The sequence below is a fragment of the Pseudomonas sp. TSO6 genome (assembly GCF_056098905.1).
Genome location: NZ_JBLZWV010000026.1, coordinates 133648 through 149025 on the forward strand (window position 1 = coordinate 133648; position 15378 = coordinate 149025).

Below are 15378 nucleotides of genomic sequence, written 5' to 3' on the forward strand. Positions count from 1 at the left end.
CAAACGATCAATCCAAGGGCGGCCGATCCTATGTTAGCGAGTCAAGAACTCCTGCATCGCATCCAGCAAGGCAACATGGAAATATTCGCGCGAAGCGCGGTCGAAAAGTAGGTGATAACAAGGCATGTCGTTCCGCTTCGACCTGATCACGATCACGTTGATGCGAGCAGCCGATGTCTGAGCTACCTGACCTTCATTGAACGTGGAAGAGCGCAGATCGACGCCGCAAACCTTGGCCATCACTTGCTCGATTGCCGGGCCGCTTAGTTCGAACCAGGCGTGGCTGTCCTCTCGTGGCAGGAGGTAGTTTGCACGGTGATCGAGTTCCCAGGTTGCTTCCTCATCCGCAACGCGTTGACCCATATCGCTGCCACATCCAAGAATGAAATACTCCGTTTGCGATAAGCGCGCCACGACTGTCCCGTCCTGCTGAGCCAGCGCTCGGTTGGGGGTATCTGGCAAATCGAAGCCGCGGCCTCTCAGGTACTCAGCCGCATCTGCACCGCGAAATCCAACTCGCGGAAATTCCGTGAGGTCCTGCAAGGCGACGGGGGGGACTGCCGTGCTGCTCGCACTCCGTACTAGCTGGAGATTGCTCATCATTAAAGCTCCTGTCGCTTGTTGTCAGGGTCGAAGAAGGGGAGCGCTTCAACCGTTGCGTTTACCATCACGCCACCTTCGACCCGGATCGGGATTTGTTGGCCGACGGTGCTTTGATCGAAGCCTGCATACGCCAAGCCGATTATCTTGCCTAACGATTCGGAGTATTCGCAGGAGGTGACATTGCCGCTGATGTCATTACCCTTGAGAACCAAATGACCTTCTAGCGGTTTGGGACTTCCCTTAGGCAAGCTAAAGCCCACGAGTTTCCGAGTCATCGGCTGCGCTTCCAGGATGTCCACTGAGCGTCGGCCGACGAAGAAGGGTTTGTTACGGCTGACGGCCCAGCCCATGTCGATTTCCGATGGGTGAGTCATGCCATCGGTATCTTGGCTGATAATCACATGGCCTTTTTCCAAACGCAGCAAGCGTTGGGTTTCGACACCAAAAGGACGAATGTCGAATTCTTTACCCGCTTCCATAATGGCATCCCAGAGCTTCAGGGCATGTCGAGCAGGGACGTGAATCTCATAGCCGAGTTCACCTACAAAGCCAACGCGCAGCAGGCGCGCTTTAATACCTGCTACCGTGCCTTGGCGGACGCCGAGATAAGGGAAGCCTTCCGGCGAAACGTTCACATCATTACAAATCTTGGCAAGCACCTTGCGAGACTCAGGACCTGCTACGTTCACTGCGGCAATCGCGGCCGTGACGTTGGCGATATCTACATTCAAACGCCACTGAGCATTCCACTTCAGCATTTGTTGGTAGATGCGGTCTACGCCGCTGGTTGTGGCGGTTACATAGAAGTGGTTGTCCGCAAATCGAGCACAGACACCGTCATCGATCACGACGCCATGTTCGTTTGTCATGAGGGCGTAGCGGGAGCGCCCAACTGGCTGCTTCAGGAAAGCGAAGGTGTACATGCGGTTGAGAAGCTCCGCCGCATCAGGACCGCGAACATCCAAGCCACCCAGCGTCGAAACATCAATAATGCCGACTTTATTACGTACATGTAGGGCTTCTGCCTGCATGCACTTTTCCCGCTCATGCGGTTTGCCGTAGAAGGCAGGTCGTTGCCAGGCTCCTGCCGGCATCAGCTTGGCACCCAGCTCTACATGGCGCTTGTGCATTGCCGTGTGACGATAGGGATCGAAGGACCTGCCAGCTACGTGGGCTAATTTCTCAGGCGAGAATGGTGGACGTGCCGTCGTTACTCCGGTCTCGCTTACGCTTCGGTTCGTTGATGCTGCTACGAGCCGTGCAGTTGGCAAAGCAGAGTGCCGGCCCTGCGAAGGGCCCATGCCAACTGTCGAGAATCTCTTAACGAGCTGTACATCGCGATAGCCACTTTTCGTCGCGTTGATGATGTCTCGGACCTGAAGGTCCTCGTCAAAATCAACAAAGTCCTTGCCCTTAGGGTGAGGGAAGATGGGCCATGGGAAGTTCACCTTCGGCTCTTCGCGGACAGGGTTCTGGTTCTTTACTGATTCAAAACCCAAGTCCTTGAGTGCGTCGACAGTCGCGTTGGTAGCATCCGCCAAGACGTTGTCGAGGTTATGCAGACTGTTAGCTGACCCGGCAATGCGCACGATTTTTGGGAGCCCGCTGATTTTGAACTCAGCTGACTCATCGTCGTAGGCAAGCTTTGCTCCTGCTTGGCACAACAGCTGATAGACAGGCATGTAGCCGGCTGACATACAGACGAGGTCACAGGGGATGACTGTGCCAGCTTGCTCAACTTGGCCCTGCCCGGTGATCTTACGTACATCAACTGCCGTAACGTGCTTCATCCCCTTGTTGTGCATTGCCTCATAGACAGTTGAGCTGCTGAGGCACTGAATTCCTCGTTCACCCAAGACCCGAGGCAGGCTACGATCGTCTGCGGTTGGACGCATATCGAGCAGAGCAGCCACTTTCACGCCTTGCTCATGTAGATCCAGAGCAGCGTAGTAACCATCGTCGTTGCCGGTGAGCACAACCGCTCTTTTGCCCGGCTTTACCGCCCACAGCTTCATCAGGCGTTGCGCGGCAGTGGTCAACATGACGCCCGGCAGGTCGTTGTTGCGAAAAACGACGGGCTGATCAAAGGAGCCGCTTGCGACCAGGCATTGAGTGGCGCGCAATTTGGACATGCGCTTGCCTTGGATCACTGGCAGATAGTTATCGGTGAACCAACCATTGCAGGTGGCCTGCTTGAGGATGGTGATGTTTGGGTGGCCCTCGACTGCCGCTACCAGCTTGCGACGAAGCGCATCGGCCCGAACACCTTCAACATCAAACCGCGCGTATGTCAGCGAGCCGCCGAGGATAGGTTGCTCCTCGATCAGGACGACCTTGGCGCCCGCGTTACCTGCGGTCAATGCCGCTTGCAAGCCAGCAGGACCAGCCCCTATGACCGCAAGATCCGAGAACAGATAAGCCTTATCATAATATTCGGGCTTGAAGTTAAGATTCAGTACGCCCAACCCAGCTTTCTTACGGATCAGCGGCTCCCACACCTTCCACATGCCCTTGGGCTTGTAGAAGGAGCGATAGTAGAAACCGACTGGCATGAACCTGGAGAATTTGCCCAGGTAGGCATCCTTGTCACCTTCCAGCGAGCCATTGAAATTCTGGCCCGTCACAGTGAGACCATTTCTGATCAGCTGCGTATCAGCCAACACGTTTGGCTCCTCAGGGAGCTGTACCAGAGTATTGGCGTCCTGGCCTGCCATGGTAAGTGGCGCGCGAGGCCGGTGATACTTGAATGACCGAGACAACAAAAACTGCCCATTGGCGAGGAGGGCGCTAGCGATGGTGTCGCCCTCAACACCCTGATAACTCCGTCCATCAAAACTGAAGGTCATCGACTGATCACGATTGATCAGCAAGCCCATCGGGGGAAGTAGGCGGCTCATCTGGCGATCTCCTGGGCGGGGCTAGTGAAGTCAACCCGGGTTGCGAACATTTCTTTGGGGTCGAACGTACGAATCACCTCATCTGTAGCGGTATGGCGCTCGGCCAGGAACCAGTAGCTAGAGGCGTTGTGCAACCACCATTCAGTGACAACCCCAATACGGTTGTCGCTGTTGAATACGTAGTCAGCCCACTCGATGTCGCTGCAAGTGGCCGGGTCAGGCATGGTCTTGAACTCACCGCCATAGGTGAATTCGCTGATGTTGCGCGGACCGTTCAAGGGGCAGGTCAGGATCTTCATCTTCGTTGCTCCTAGTGGCTGGCCGCAGTCGCGCCCATTTCGTTGACTTGCTGGAAGCGGCTGAAGCGCTCCAGGGCGAACGGCGCAATCAACTCAGGCACCTTGCCGCCGCTGGCGACCAATTCAGCCATGGTCTTGCCGCAGATCGGCGTGGACTTGAAGCCCCATGTCCCCCAGCCAGCATCGAGGTAATAGTTCTTGACCGGCGACAGGCCCATGATCGGGCTGTAATCCGGGGTCATGTCGGTCATCCCGGCCCATTGGCGCATCAGTTTGGCGTTGGCCATGAATGGGAACATCTCTATGGCGTGTGCCAGTAGGCTTTCCTTCAGGTCCAAGGTAGAGCGGGTGTTGTACAGCGGGTAGGGATCGGAGCCGCCACCAAAGACAATCTCGCCACGGCTGGTCTGCTGTACGTAGCAATGCAACGCCGAGGAGCTGACCAGCGGATCGAGGAATGGCTTGAACGGCTGGGTGACCATGGCTTGTAGCGGGTAAGTGTGGATCGGGGCGCGAATGCCAGCCTTGGCCATCAGCAACGAGCTGGCTCCGGCCACCGCTTGGACCACGCAGCCACACTGCACGATGCCGCGGTTTGTCTTGACTGCCTCGATGCGACCATTACGGATGACCAGGTCCTGCACTTCGGTGAGCTGATGGATTTCTACGCCGCGTTTGGCTGCCTGCTTGGCGTAGCCCCAAGCCACCGCATCGTGACGTGCAGTGGCGCCGTCGATGTGCCACAGGCCGGCAAGCACCGGCAGATGGCCGGGGTCAAGGTTGAGGCTGGGTACCAATTCGCGGATCTGCTGACGATCGATCATCTCGGTGCGCCCGCCAAAGTGCTTGTTCACTTCGGCGCGTTGGCGGAAGGCGCGCACGGTGGCATCGGTGTGCGCCAGTGTCAGCTGGCCGCGCTCTGAGTACATGATGTTGAAGTCGAATTCGTTGGAAAGACCCTGGAACATCCGCACCGATTCGGCATAGAAGCGCACGCCTTCGGACGTCAGGTAGTTGGAGCGGATCACCGCGGTGTTCCGCGCAGTGTTGCCACCGCCGAGATACGCTTTTTCAAGAATGGCGACGTTTGTCACACCGTGGTACTTAGCCAGGTAGTAGGCAATTGCTACACCATGGCCGCCACCGCCGATGATCACTACATCGTACCGCGGCTTAAGCTCACACGGAGGCGGGAGATCGACCTCAACTGGATAGTCGGCACTCAGGCCATACTTCAGGAGATTGAAAGGCATGATGCCTCCGACTTAGCTCGTGATTGAGTTTGCTGTTTCGCGGCGGTGAGTGTGTTTCGCATGAGGAATGCGATAGTCATCGGGCCTACGCCGCCAGGAACAGGGGTGATGGCTGATACTTTTGTCAACGCGCTTTCCATATCAACGTCACCCACGAGTCGGCTGCGGCCACCAGCGTTGATTCGATTGATGCCAACGTCGATGACTACTGCCCCTGGCTTAAGCCAGTCAGCATCGACCATCAAGGGGCGACCAACTGCTGCAACAACGATGTCAGCTTGACGGCAGATAGTTTCAGCTCGTTCGCTGCGTGAGTGCAGGATGGTGACTGTGCAATTCGCTTTGAGGAGCAAGGCTGCCATCGGCTTGCCAACAATGTTGGAGCGCCCGATAACAACTGCGTGCTTTCCGCTCAGATCACCCAGTGTTTTGTGCAGGAGGTACATGCAACCGGTTGGGGTGCAGGGGGCCAGAACATCAAGGCCTTGGCTGAGCCCGCCGACGTTCTCGCTATGGAATCCATCGACGTCCTTCTGCGGGTTGATTGCTTGAAGGACTACAGATTCATCGATGTGCTTAGGTAGGGGGAGCTGCACCAATATGCCGTGCACCGCAGCATCCTGATTGAGCACCTCAATCATATGAAGAACATGGGCTTGACTGGTGTCAGAGCCAACCTTGTACTCCAGAGAGGTGATCCCACACTCTTCGGCGCGCAGCACTTTGTTACGCACATAGACTTCACTTGCTGGATCATCGCCAACGAGAATCACCGCGAGGCAAGGGTGCACGCCACCGGCTTTCATGATCTCAACGTCATTTTTGACCTGCGCGAGGACTTCGGCGGCTGCAACCTTGCCGTCGATCAGTAGCGGACTATTCATCGGAAAATCACCGTGCGGTCGTTGTTCTGGAAGACGCGATGTTCAAGGTGGTACTTGACCGCTTTGGAAAGGGCGACGGTTTCGGTGTCTCGTCCGACTGTGACCAGATCTTCTGGTTTGTAGGCGTGGTCGACGCGTTGGACCTCTTGCTCAATGATCGGCCCCTCATCCAAATCACTGGTGACATAGTGTGCGGTTGCGCCGATCAACTTCACGCCACGCTCGTAAGCCTGGTGGTAGGGCTTGGCGCCCTTGAAGCCGGGAAGGAAGGAGTGGTGAATGTTGATTGCTCTGCCCGAAAGCTGCTTGCAGAGATCGTCGGAAAGGATCTGCATGTAACGCGCAAGCACCACCAGATCAGTCTGAGTTTCATCGACGATTTTCATCAGCTCAGCTTCCTGGGCCGCCTTGGTCTCTTTGGTGACCGGCAGGTGGATGAACCGAATTCCTTGGCGCTCAGCCATAGGACGAAGATCCAGGTGATTAGAAACTACTGCCGTAATCACCATGTCCATCTCGCCCTTGCCATGACGGTAGAGGAGATCGCTCAGGCAGTGATCGAATTTACTCACCATGAGCAAAACGCGCATTGGCTTGCTGGAATCGAACAGTTCCCAGGACATGCCAAACTTCTCGGCAACGTCGGTGAAACCACTTTTCAAAGCTTCGATGTTGCCGTCGATGCCGGCGTTGAAGCGAAAGACTGCACGCATGAAAAACCTGCTGCTTGTCTCATCGTCAAACTGCGCCATTTCTCCGATGTAGCATCCGTTTTCAGCGAGGTAAGACGTCACTGCGGCCACGATGCCAGAGGTGGCAGGGCAGCTTATTTTCAGGACAAAAGCGTTGGGTTGGCCTTGCATGGTGGTTCCTCCGGAGGGGCGACGGGCAGGTCATCACCAAAGAATTGAAACGGAAAAATGACTGTCAGGAAAATTTTATTCTTTTGCGTGCTTTATAAGGGAAACGGAGGGGGTGTGTCCACCTGATAGGAATAAAAATTTCCTAGTGGGAAATCTTTGTTGGCGCGACCCACCCCGCGTATGGGGCGAGCCGATGCCGGGCTCAGTCGTCGTTAGAGCTGTAATTCACTACGGAAAGGAGGCGAATTGGTACCTGGGCAAGGTGCTCTGGGCCGTGGGGTATATCGGCCTCGAAAGTCAGGCTGTCTCCAGCCGCCATTGCGTAAAGCTGGTCACCATGGCGATACGTAAGCGCTCCCTCCAGCAGAAAAAGGAATTCGGTGCCCGGATGGGAGAAGGTTGGAAATTCTTCGCTCGCATCATCCATGCTCACCATGTATGCCTCGAAGCTGCGTTTGGGCCCTCTGACGTGGTTGAGTAGATGATAGGTGTGCCCTTTGTCCGTTCCTCGTCGAACCACCTCCAAGCCCTCATGAGCCTACACCAGCAGTGCCCCACCACCTTGCTGGTCGTACTGGCTAAAAAGCTTTGACATTGGGATCCCTAGTACATCGCAGAGGCGAGAGAGGGTGTCCAGGCTGGTGGATACCTGAGCATTCTCGATTTTGCTCAGCATCCCCTGACTTATTCCGGCTATCCGCGCGACGTCGGCGAGCTTCAGATCTTGAGCCTGTCGCTGCTTCCTGATCTGAATTCCTAGGTATTGCTCCAGCTTTAAGCGGGGCTCTTGATCATCGGCTCTAGGCATTTTTTTGCTCTTTTTGGTTGCGTGTCTTCTGAACGTGCACCGAATGCGAGCGATCGCCCGAATCGTGGCCCCTCCACAAGACCATAAAAATATTCCCTTTGTGAATATTTTTTTCACGAAATTCACGGGCTCCAATGATTTTTTGAGCTTTCGATGGACCTCAATACCAGGAATTGGCAAACGGCTTGCATTCTCTTAAGGAAATTAATTTTCCTTGTGGGAATTTTGAGGGTGGGTTACAAAGGCGCTGCGATCGCTTCGGTCACTCGAATGGTTCAGCCCAGCTGCTCTCATCCAGTCAATGAAGCGTGTCTATTCAGGAGTTCAACCATGTTGCCAGCGGAAACCCAGCGTCTGATCGAGGAGCACGGAATTAAGTACGTGCTTGCTCAATTCGTCGATATCCACGGCGCTGCGAAAACCAAATCTGTACCGATCACCGGTCTCAAGGCTGTGGCCGAGGATGGTGCCGGTTTTGCGGGGTTTGCGATTTGCGGTATGGGAATGCAGCCTCACGGTCCAGATTTCATGGCTCGTGGTGACCTTTCCACACTTACCCCGGTGCCTTGGCAGCCTGGCTATGGGCGGGTGGTCTGCATCGGTCATGTGAACGGTAAGCCGTGGCCGTACGACAGCCGATACGTATTGCAGCAACAGGTCGAGCGCTTGAAGGCTAAGGGTTGGACGTTGAACACGGGGCTGGAGCCAGAATTCAACCTGATGCGCCGTGATGCCAACGGTGTTCTTCAGCTAGTCGATTCTAGCGATACCCTCGACAAGCCTTGCTATGACTACAAAGGCTTATCTCGTTCTCGGGAATTCTTGGAGCGTTTGACTGAGGCGCTGCAACCAGTCGGCTTTGACATCTATCAGATTGACCACGAAGACGCGAACGGCCAGTTTGAGATCAACTACACCTACAGCGATGCGATGGAGTCGGCTGACCGCTTCACCTTCTTCCGCATGGCTGCCGGTGAGATTGCAAACGATATGGGGATGATCTGCTCGTTCATGCCCAAGCCAGATCCTAAGCGTGCTGGCAATGGAATGCATTTCCATCTCTCGATCTCTAGCGCTACTAGCAAGAATCTGTTCCACGACGATTCCGACGTGAATGGCATGGGGCTCTCGAAGCTGGCCTATCACTTTGCCGCCGGACTTCTCGCACATGGCCCCGCACTGTGCGCCTTCGCGGCCCCAACTGTTAACTCATATAAGCGACTGGTAGTGGGTAATTCACTTTCCGGTGCGACTTGGGCGCCAGCTTTCATCGCGTTCGGCGCCAATAACCGATCGGCGATGGTGCGTGTGCCCTATGGGCGATTGGAGTTCCGCCTGCCTGACGCAGGCTGCAACCCATATCTGGTTACCGCGGCCATCATTGCAGCGGGTTTGGACGGTATCGAGCGAGAGCTGATGCCTGACCAGATCTGTAATGAAAACCTCTACAGCCTTGGGCTGGAGACTATTGCTGCAAAGGGCATCCGCACGCTTCCTCAATCGCTGAAAGAGGCCTGTGATGCGCTGGAAGCCGACCCACTATTTGCCGAAGTTCTGGGCAAGGAAATTGTTGGTGAGTTCATCAAATTGAAACGCATGGAATGGGTTGAGTACAGCCGTCATGTAAGCGATTGGGAAGTGAAGCGCTACACCGAATTTTTCTAATCAGTTAAGTCTTGATAATCAATCAGGTGCCCTTGAGTGGGTTAGGGTACCTTTTGCCCTGGAGTCTGAAATATGTGTGGAATTGTGGGTCTTTACCTGAAGAATCCAGCGCTGGAATCGCAGCTCGGTAAGCTTTTTGAGCCGATGCTCGAAGCGATGACTGACCGTGGTCCTGATAGTGCGGGTTTTGCAATCTACGGGGATGAGGTCTCTGACGGCTGGGTTAAGCTGACCCTTCAGGCGACAACTGACGAGTACGATTTCAAAGAGCTGATTGGCACACTTGAGGGGCGTCTCGGTGCTCCGCTTGACTGGTTCCAGAATGCGAGCGCTGTAGTCCTGAAGATTAAAGCTGATGAGGCAGTAGTTCGTGCGGCTCTTTCGGAGCTGGCCCCGAGCGTGCGCATCATGAGCGCCGGACAGAGCATCGAAATCCTCAAGGGCATGGGGCTGCCGGCGGAAATCTCCAGCCGATTCGGCCTGGCCGGCATGAAGGGTAGCCACATCATTGGCCACACCCGCATGGCCACTGAAAGCGCGGTGACCATGGAAGGTAGCCACCCGTTCTCCACCGGCGCTGACCTGTGCCTGGTGCACAACGGTTCGCTGTCCAACCACTTCCGCCTGCGCCAGGAACTGCGTCGCGAAGGCATCATTTTTGAAACCGAAAACGATACCGAAGTAGCCGCTGGCTATCTGACCTGGCGTTTGCAGCAGGGCGATACCCTGGCCCAGGCCCTGGATGGTGCTCTGGAAGATCTGGACGGCTTTTTCACCTTTGCCATCGGCACCCGCAACGGTTTCGCCGTGATCCGCGATCCGATCGCCTGCAAGCCCGCAGTGCTGGCTGAAACCGACGACTACGTGGCCATGGCCTCGGAATATCAAGCGCTGGCAAGCCTGCCTGGTATTGAAAAGGCCAAGGTTTGGGAGCCGGCCCCGGCCACTCTGTACGTTTGGGAACGCGAAAGCGCCTGACCCCCACCGAATCACTGGAGATATTTATGAAGACGATCGACCTTTCCAGCGCCTCGGTGCGCGAACTCAACCAGGGCCTGCATGGTGAAGTGCAGGCTCAGGAATGGCGAGTGACTCATCCCGACGGTAAACACAACTTGGCCGTGGGCATCAATGCACCAGTTACCGTCGATATCGAAGGTCACGCGGGCTACTACTGCGCCGGCATGAACCAGCAGGCCAATATCACTGTGCATGGCAACGTTGGAGTTGGTGTAGCTGAGAACATGATGTCCGGCATCGTTCGGGTGAAGGGCAGTGCTTCCCAAGCTGCTGGCGCCACTGCTCACGGTGGTTTGCTAGTGATCGAAGGCGATGCCGGTGCGCGTTGCGGTATTTCGATGAAGGGCGTGGACATCGTGGTCGGCGGTAGTATCGGCCACATGAGCTGCTTCATGGGCCAGGCCGGACGCCTGGTGGTGTGTGGCGATGCCGGCGACGCGCTGGGCGACTCGCTGTACGAAGTACGTATCTACGTCAAGGGCTCGGTGCAGTCGCTGGGCTCGGATTGCATCGAGAAAGAAATGCGTGCCGAGCACTTGGAAGAGTTGCAGGACCTTCTGAACGACGCGGGTCTTGACCACAAGGCTGCCGATTTCAAGCGCTATGGCTCGGCCCGTCAGCTGTACAACTTCAAAGTCGATAACGCCTCCGCGTACTGATTCAGGAGCATTCCCATGAGCGAACAATTTCCCCCAGTACTGCGTGAGTCGGCCACCTTCGATCGCCTGACCATCCAGGAAATTCAGCGTGCCGCCGAAACCGGCATCTACGACATCCGCGGTGGCGGTACCAAGCGTCGTGTGCCGCACTTCGACGACCTGTTGCTGCTGGGGGCTAGCGTGTCGCGCTACCCCCTGGAAGGCTACCGCGAGAAGTGCGGCACCGACGTGGTGCTGGGCAACCGCTTTGCGAAAAAGCCAATCCACCTGAAGATCCCGGTGACCATCGCGGGCATGAGCTTCGGTGCACTATCGGCCAACGCCAAAGAGGCCCTGGGCCGTGGCGCGACTATCGCTGGTACCAGCACCACTACCGGCGACGGCGGCATGACCCCGGAAGAACGTGGCCAGTCCCAGCACCTGGTGTACCAGTACTTGCCTTCTCGCTACGGGATGAACCCCGACGACTTGCGTAAGGCCGATGCCATCGAGATCGTCTTGGGGCAGGGCGCCAAGCCGGGCGGCGGCGGCATGCTGCTGGGCATGAAAGTTACCGAGCGGGTGGCCGGCATGCGCACCTTGCCGATCGGCGTGGACCAGCGCAGCGCCTGCCGTCACCCGGACTGGACTGGCCCGGATGACCTGGCGATCAAGATTGCGGAAATCCGTGAGATCACTGACTGGGAGAAACCGATCTACGTGAAGATCGGTGCGAGCCGCCCGTATTACGACGTCAAGCTGGCGGTGAAAGCCGGTGCGGATGTGATCGTGCTTGACGGCATGCAGGGCGGTACCGCAGCGACTCAGGAAGTGTTCATCGAGCACGTTGGTATCCCGATTCTGCCGGCCATCCCGCAGGCGGTGCAGGCGCTTCAGGAAATGGGCATGCACCGCAAGGTGCAGCTGATCGTCTCGGGTGGTATCCGCAACGGTGCCGACGTGGCCAAGGCCATGGCCCTGGGGGCGGATGCGGTGGCCATTGGCACTGCGGCGCTGATCGCCTTGGGTGACAACCACCCGCGGCTGGACAGCGAGCTGAAGAAGATTGGCTCGGCCGCCGGCTTCTATGACGACTGGCAGAACGGTCGCGACCCGGCCGGCATCACTACCCAGGACCCGGAGCTGGCCAAGCGCTTGAACCCGGAGGAGGCCGGTCGCCGCCTGGCCAACTACCTGCGTGTGCTGGTGCTGGAAGCGCAGACAATGGCCCGTGCCTGCGGCAAGTCGCACCTGCACAATCTCGACCCCGAGGACTTGGTAGCGTTGACGGTTGAAGCTGCTGCAATGGCGAGGGTGCCACTGGCTGGCACCACTTGGGTACCGGGGCAAACCCAATACTAAACCGAGATTAAGCCGCCGGCTGAAAGGCCGGCGGTTTGTTTTAGGAGGTGACCAACTCAACGCCTGCCGTTGGTATAGCCCACCAATTGGTGGCTCACCTTACCAAGCGTACAGATCAGACTCCGCCAATGCTCTTTCCCTACGATGGATGCAGGCTTGATGGAACTCATGATGTCCCAGTGACGAGAGCCCCCCAGCATTCCTTCGGCAATGACCTGACCTACGACATGGCTCGGCGTGACTCCGAAGCCTGAATAGCCTTGAACGAAATAGGCGTTGGGCCGGCCAGGCAGGGTGCCAATTTGAGGGAACAGATTGGATGTGCACTCCATAGGACCGCCCCAGGCCAAATCAATTTTCACATTTTTTAGGTATGGGAACACTTTCAGCATCAGGCCTCTGTTCCACGCCTTCAGGTCGTTCGGGATGTACTCCACTGCCTTCGTGGCGGAGCCGAACAAGACGCGATTCTCATTGGTGACCCGGTAGTAATCGATCACCGGGCGGACGTCACTGAATGCACCACGGATCGGGCTGATCTGCTCGATGAGGCTGTCGGGCAGTGGCTCGGTAACCAGCTGATATGCGTAGGTGTTGATGACCTTTTTATCCAGGTATGGCTCCATCCGATCTAAAAATGCCCCGCATGACCAGAGGATTTTCTTGGCTCGGACAATGCCTTTCGCTGTCCGGACTGTAATAGTATCGCCGTAGGTCACCTCTAGGGCGGGGGTGTTTTCAAAGATCTTCCCTCCTAGGTCCACGAACGCTTTCGCTGAACCCAGCAGCATGTTGAGAGAATGAATGTGACCGTTGCCCATGTGCTTCAAAGCGCAGGTGTAATAGTCAGATCCGATTATGGATCTCACAGCGCTTCCCTCTAGGTATTCAATGTCATGGTTGGGGCTGAGCTGCTTGAACTCCTTCTCCCATGCCTGAAGAAGTTTACCTTGTCGTTTGTTGAACCCCATGTAGCCATAGCCGTGGCGGAAGTCAGCGTCGATGCCGTATTTCTCGATGCGCGATTGAATGACAGAGGCGCCGAGGTCGCTGATCTCGAAAACGGCTTGGAGGCCTTCGCCGCCTACGCTTTTACGTATTTTTTCGAGGTCATGGCCGATCCCAGCCATCACATGACCACCGTTCCGGCCGGAGCCACCGAATCCCACGTAGCGGGCTTCAAGCAGGACGATCTCTTTGACCCCTCGCTCAGCTAGCTCCAAGGCTGTATTCACGCCAGAAAAGCCGCCGCCGATGATCACGACTTCTGTGTCGATCTCATGTTCTAGGTCAGGATATCTGGAGTCGTACTTTCGAGTTGCGGTGTAGTAGGTCGTAGGGGTTTCGACAGAAAGCATGTGAGGCACCTTTCAGCTGGTGAGTGCTGTTCCGCTCAGAAAGCGTCTCAGCTCCAGCAGTTTTTTTATGAATAATGGAAGGGCTAACCCCCGTCCATGTGCGTCCTCTATTTAACGTCCACCATCGTCTAGAGGACATGATTCAAGGTGCAAGAAGTTGCCTGACGGTGCCAATTTGGATGCGCACTCACCGGAAAAAAGAAACCCGGCCGAAGCCGGGTTTGATGAGACCAGAGGTCAGTAGCGAATCATTACCGATTTCAGCTCGGTATAATCGTCGATGAAAGCTCCGCCAAACTCGCGGCCGATGCCTGAAGCTTTGACACCGCCGAAAGGCACGGCCGGATCCAACATGGTATGCATGTTTACCCAGACGGTCCCCGCTTCGATTTCCGGGACCATGCGCAGCGCTTTAGAAAGATCATTGGTCCAAATGCTTGCGCTCAGCCCGTACGGAGTGTCGTTCATCAACTGAAGAAGCTCTTCTTCAGTGTCGTAGGCGAGGAATGTTGCAATTGGGCCAAATGTTTCCTCACGCAGCAGCGTGTCCTGAGCGGAATTGGCCAGAACGATAGTCGGTTGAACATAGCAACCTGGGCCGCTTATCTCCTTACCGCCGTACACGATCGTGTTTTTTTCGTTCCGGGCAATTTCGAAGAAGCTTTCGAGTTTTTGCTGATGCTGCTTATTCGTAACCGGGCCGAATTGGGTCGATTCGTCAAGTGGGGAGCCGATCTTGAGGCTGGCCAGGCGCTGAGCCAGCTTATCCATCAGTGGCTCGATTTGAGAGCGATGAGCAAAAAAACGCTCGGCAGCTGCGCAGATCTGACCAGAGTGCAGGAAGCCAGCCTCGATGATCCCATCGGCCGCCTTATCAAGGTCGACATCCTTGAGGAAACCGACGGAGTTTTTGCCGCCTAGCTCCAGCGTCGCTCGGGTGAGCTTCGCATCCATGGCGGTCTTCCCAACAGAAATCCCTGTGGGCACCGACCCAGTGAAGGAGACTTTGTTAGTGCCAGGATGCTCGATGAGCGCCTTCCCCGCGCCCCCAGTACCCGTTACGACGTTGAGCGCTCCTCGCGGCAGGCCAGCCTCAATCGCAAGCTCGGCGATTCGCAGTATTGTGAGCGGGGTGAATTCGCTAGGTTTGATGATAATGCTGCAACCGGTGGTGAGCGCGGATGCCAGCTTCCAAATGGCGATCATCGTCGAGAAGTTCCACGGAACAATGCCAACAACAACGCCAACGGGTTCTCGCAATGTGAATGCGGTGTAGCGTTCCCCGCCAAACGATGGCAGGGAAGGAGTGATGGTTTCGCCTGTGATTTTCGTTGCCCATCCCGCGTAGTAGCGCAGGAAATGTGCGGCTTGATCGACCTCAAAGGCGCGGGCGATCTGGATGATCTTGCCAGACTGGCATGTTTCGAGCTGGGCTAACTCTTCGCGGTTTTGTTCGAGGAGGTCTGCCAGTTTGAACAGCACACCAGCTCTGGCGGCGGGGCTTGTTTTCGACCAGACCTTGAACCCTGCCTGTGCGGAGACTACAGCTTGATCGACATCACCCTCGCTACCTTCGCTCACATGAGCGATCACTTCCCCGTTTGCAGGGTTGATGACCTCGATTTTGCTGGACGACGAGCTAGATACATATTCGCCATCAATGAAGTGGCCGTGGTCTTTGGCGAGGAAACTTTTGACGGTTGAGAGGAGGGTTACATCGGTCATTCG

At 56.2% G+C, this 15378-nt stretch carries 12 protein-coding genes and 1 pseudogene; 4 read left to right on the forward strand and 9 right to left on the reverse strand.

The features are described from left to right. Window positions 1-33: 33 nt before the first annotated feature. The 7 genes and pseudogenes from ACN6NG_RS10390 to ACN6NG_RS10420 all read right to left on the reverse strand — a co-directional run bounded on the left by ACN6NG_RS10390 (window position 34) and on the right by ACN6NG_RS10420 (window position 7607). Window positions 34-600, reverse strand: a complete 567-nt coding sequence (locus ACN6NG_RS10390) for a sarcosine oxidase subunit gamma (RefSeq protein WP_474313838.1) — start codon at window positions 598-600, stop codon at window positions 34-36. Between the two features lie 2 nt (window positions 601-602). Next, on the reverse strand, window positions 603-3500 hold the full coding sequence (locus ACN6NG_RS10395) for a 2Fe-2S iron-sulfur cluster-binding protein (protein ID WP_474313840.1): 2898 nt from the start codon (window positions 3498-3500) through the stop codon (window positions 603-605). Further along, window positions 3497-3799, reverse strand: a complete 303-nt coding sequence (locus tag ACN6NG_RS10400; protein WP_186478119.1) for a sarcosine oxidase subunit delta — start codon at window positions 3797-3799, stop codon at window positions 3497-3499. The genes ACN6NG_RS10395 and ACN6NG_RS10400 overlap by 4 nt, the downstream gene beginning before the upstream one ends. An 11-nt stretch (window positions 3800-3810) precedes the next feature. Further along, window positions 3811-5052 (reverse strand): FAD-dependent oxidoreductase, encoded by a 1242-nt coding sequence (locus ACN6NG_RS10405; protein WP_474313842.1) that lies wholly within the window; start codon window positions 5050-5052, stop codon window positions 3811-3813. Next, entirely contained in the window at window positions 5034-5936 is a 903-nt protein-coding gene (gene folD / locus ACN6NG_RS10410) for a bifunctional methylenetetrahydrofolate dehydrogenase/methenyltetrahydrofolate cyclohydrolase FolD (protein ID WP_186478121.1), read from the reverse strand. Before folD ends, ACN6NG_RS10405 begins: the two co-directional genes overlap by 19 nt. After that, a complete protein-coding gene (gene purU, locus ACN6NG_RS10415; protein WP_186478122.1) occupies window positions 5933-6799 on the reverse strand; it encodes a formyltetrahydrofolate deformylase in 867 nt (288 codons plus the stop codon). The genes folD and purU overlap by 4 nt, the downstream gene beginning before the upstream one ends. Before the next feature lie 202 nt (window positions 6800-7001). Beyond that, window positions 7002-7607: pseudogene (locus tag ACN6NG_RS10420) on the reverse strand (helix-turn-helix domain-containing protein). A 330-nt stretch (window positions 7608-7937) separates the two neighbouring features. On the opposite strand from ACN6NG_RS10420, the gene glnT reads away from it, so the two are divergent. The 4 genes from glnT (at window position 7938) to ACN6NG_RS10440 (ending at window position 12292) form a co-directional block, all read left to right on the forward strand. Beyond that, window positions 7938-9272, forward strand: a complete 1335-nt coding sequence (gene glnT / locus ACN6NG_RS10425; protein WP_474313844.1) for a type III glutamate--ammonia ligase — start codon at window positions 7938-7940, stop codon at window positions 9270-9272. A 72-nt stretch (window positions 9273-9344) separates the two neighbouring features. Next, on the forward strand, window positions 9345-10250 hold the full coding sequence (locus ACN6NG_RS10430) for a class II glutamine amidotransferase (RefSeq protein ID WP_474313845.1): 906 nt from the start codon (window positions 9345-9347) through the stop codon (window positions 10248-10250). A 26-nt stretch (window positions 10251-10276) separates the two neighbouring features. After that, window positions 10277-10951 (forward strand): protein glxC, encoded by a 675-nt coding sequence (locus ACN6NG_RS10435; protein ID WP_474313846.1) that lies wholly within the window; start codon window positions 10277-10279, stop codon window positions 10949-10951. Between the two features lie 15 nt (window positions 10952-10966). Then, window positions 10967-12292 (forward strand): FMN-binding glutamate synthase family protein, encoded by a 1326-nt coding sequence (locus ACN6NG_RS10440; RefSeq protein WP_474313847.1) that lies wholly within the window; start codon window positions 10967-10969, stop codon window positions 12290-12292. A 56-nt stretch (window positions 12293-12348) separates the two neighbouring features. Here ACN6NG_RS10440 and ACN6NG_RS10445 read toward each other — a convergent pair whose 3' ends face one another. Then, entirely contained in the window at window positions 12349-13650 is a 1302-nt protein-coding gene (locus ACN6NG_RS10445; protein WP_474313848.1) for an NAD(P)/FAD-dependent oxidoreductase, read from the reverse strand. A gap of 237 nt (window positions 13651-13887) precedes the next feature. Continuing rightward, complete coding sequence (locus ACN6NG_RS10450; RefSeq protein WP_474313849.1) at window positions 13888-15375, reverse strand: aldehyde dehydrogenase family protein; 1488 nt, start codon at window positions 15373-15375, stop codon at window positions 13888-13890. Window positions 15376-15378 lie beyond the last annotated feature (3 nt).

Excerpts from the sequence above, each read along its gene's own strand:
- ACN6NG_RS10390 (WP_474313838.1), bottom strand. The coding sequence starts at position 600 with ATGAGCAATCTCCAGCTAGTACGGAGTGCGAGCAGCACGGCAGTCCCC.
- ACN6NG_RS10395 (WP_474313840.1), bottom strand. The coding sequence starts at position 3,500 with ATGAGCCGCCTACTTCCCCCGATGGGCTTGCTGATCAATCGTGATCAG.
- ACN6NG_RS10400 (WP_186478119.1), bottom strand. The coding sequence starts at position 3,799 with ATGAAGATCCTGACCTGCCCCTTGAACGGTCCGCGCAACATCAGCGAA.
- ACN6NG_RS10405 (WP_474313842.1), bottom strand. The coding sequence starts at position 5,052 with ATGCCTTTCAATCTCCTGAAGTATGGCCTGAGTGCCGACTATCCAGTT.
- folD (WP_186478121.1), bottom strand. The coding sequence starts at position 5,936 with ATGAATAGTCCGCTACTGATCGACGGCAAGGTTGCAGCCGCCGAAGTC.
- purU (WP_186478122.1), bottom strand. The coding sequence starts at position 6,799 with ATGCAAGGCCAACCCAACGCTTTTGTCCTGAAAATAAGCTGCCCTGCC.
- glnT (WP_474313844.1), top strand. The coding sequence starts at position 7,938 with ATGTTGCCAGCGGAAACCCAGCGTCTGATCGAGGAGCACGGAATTAAG.
- ACN6NG_RS10430 (WP_474313845.1), top strand. The coding sequence starts at position 9,345 with ATGTGTGGAATTGTGGGTCTTTACCTGAAGAATCCAGCGCTGGAATCG.
- ACN6NG_RS10435 (WP_474313846.1), top strand. The coding sequence starts at position 10,277 with ATGAAGACGATCGACCTTTCCAGCGCCTCGGTGCGCGAACTCAACCAG.
- ACN6NG_RS10440 (WP_474313847.1), top strand. The coding sequence starts at position 10,967 with ATGAGCGAACAATTTCCCCCAGTACTGCGTGAGTCGGCCACCTTCGAT.
- ACN6NG_RS10445 (WP_474313848.1), bottom strand. The coding sequence starts at position 13,650 with ATGCTTTCTGTCGAAACCCCTACGACCTACTACACCGCAACTCGAAAG.
- ACN6NG_RS10450 (WP_474313849.1), bottom strand. The coding sequence starts at position 15,375 with ATGACCGATGTAACCCTCCTCTCAACCGTCAAAAGTTTCCTCGCCAAA.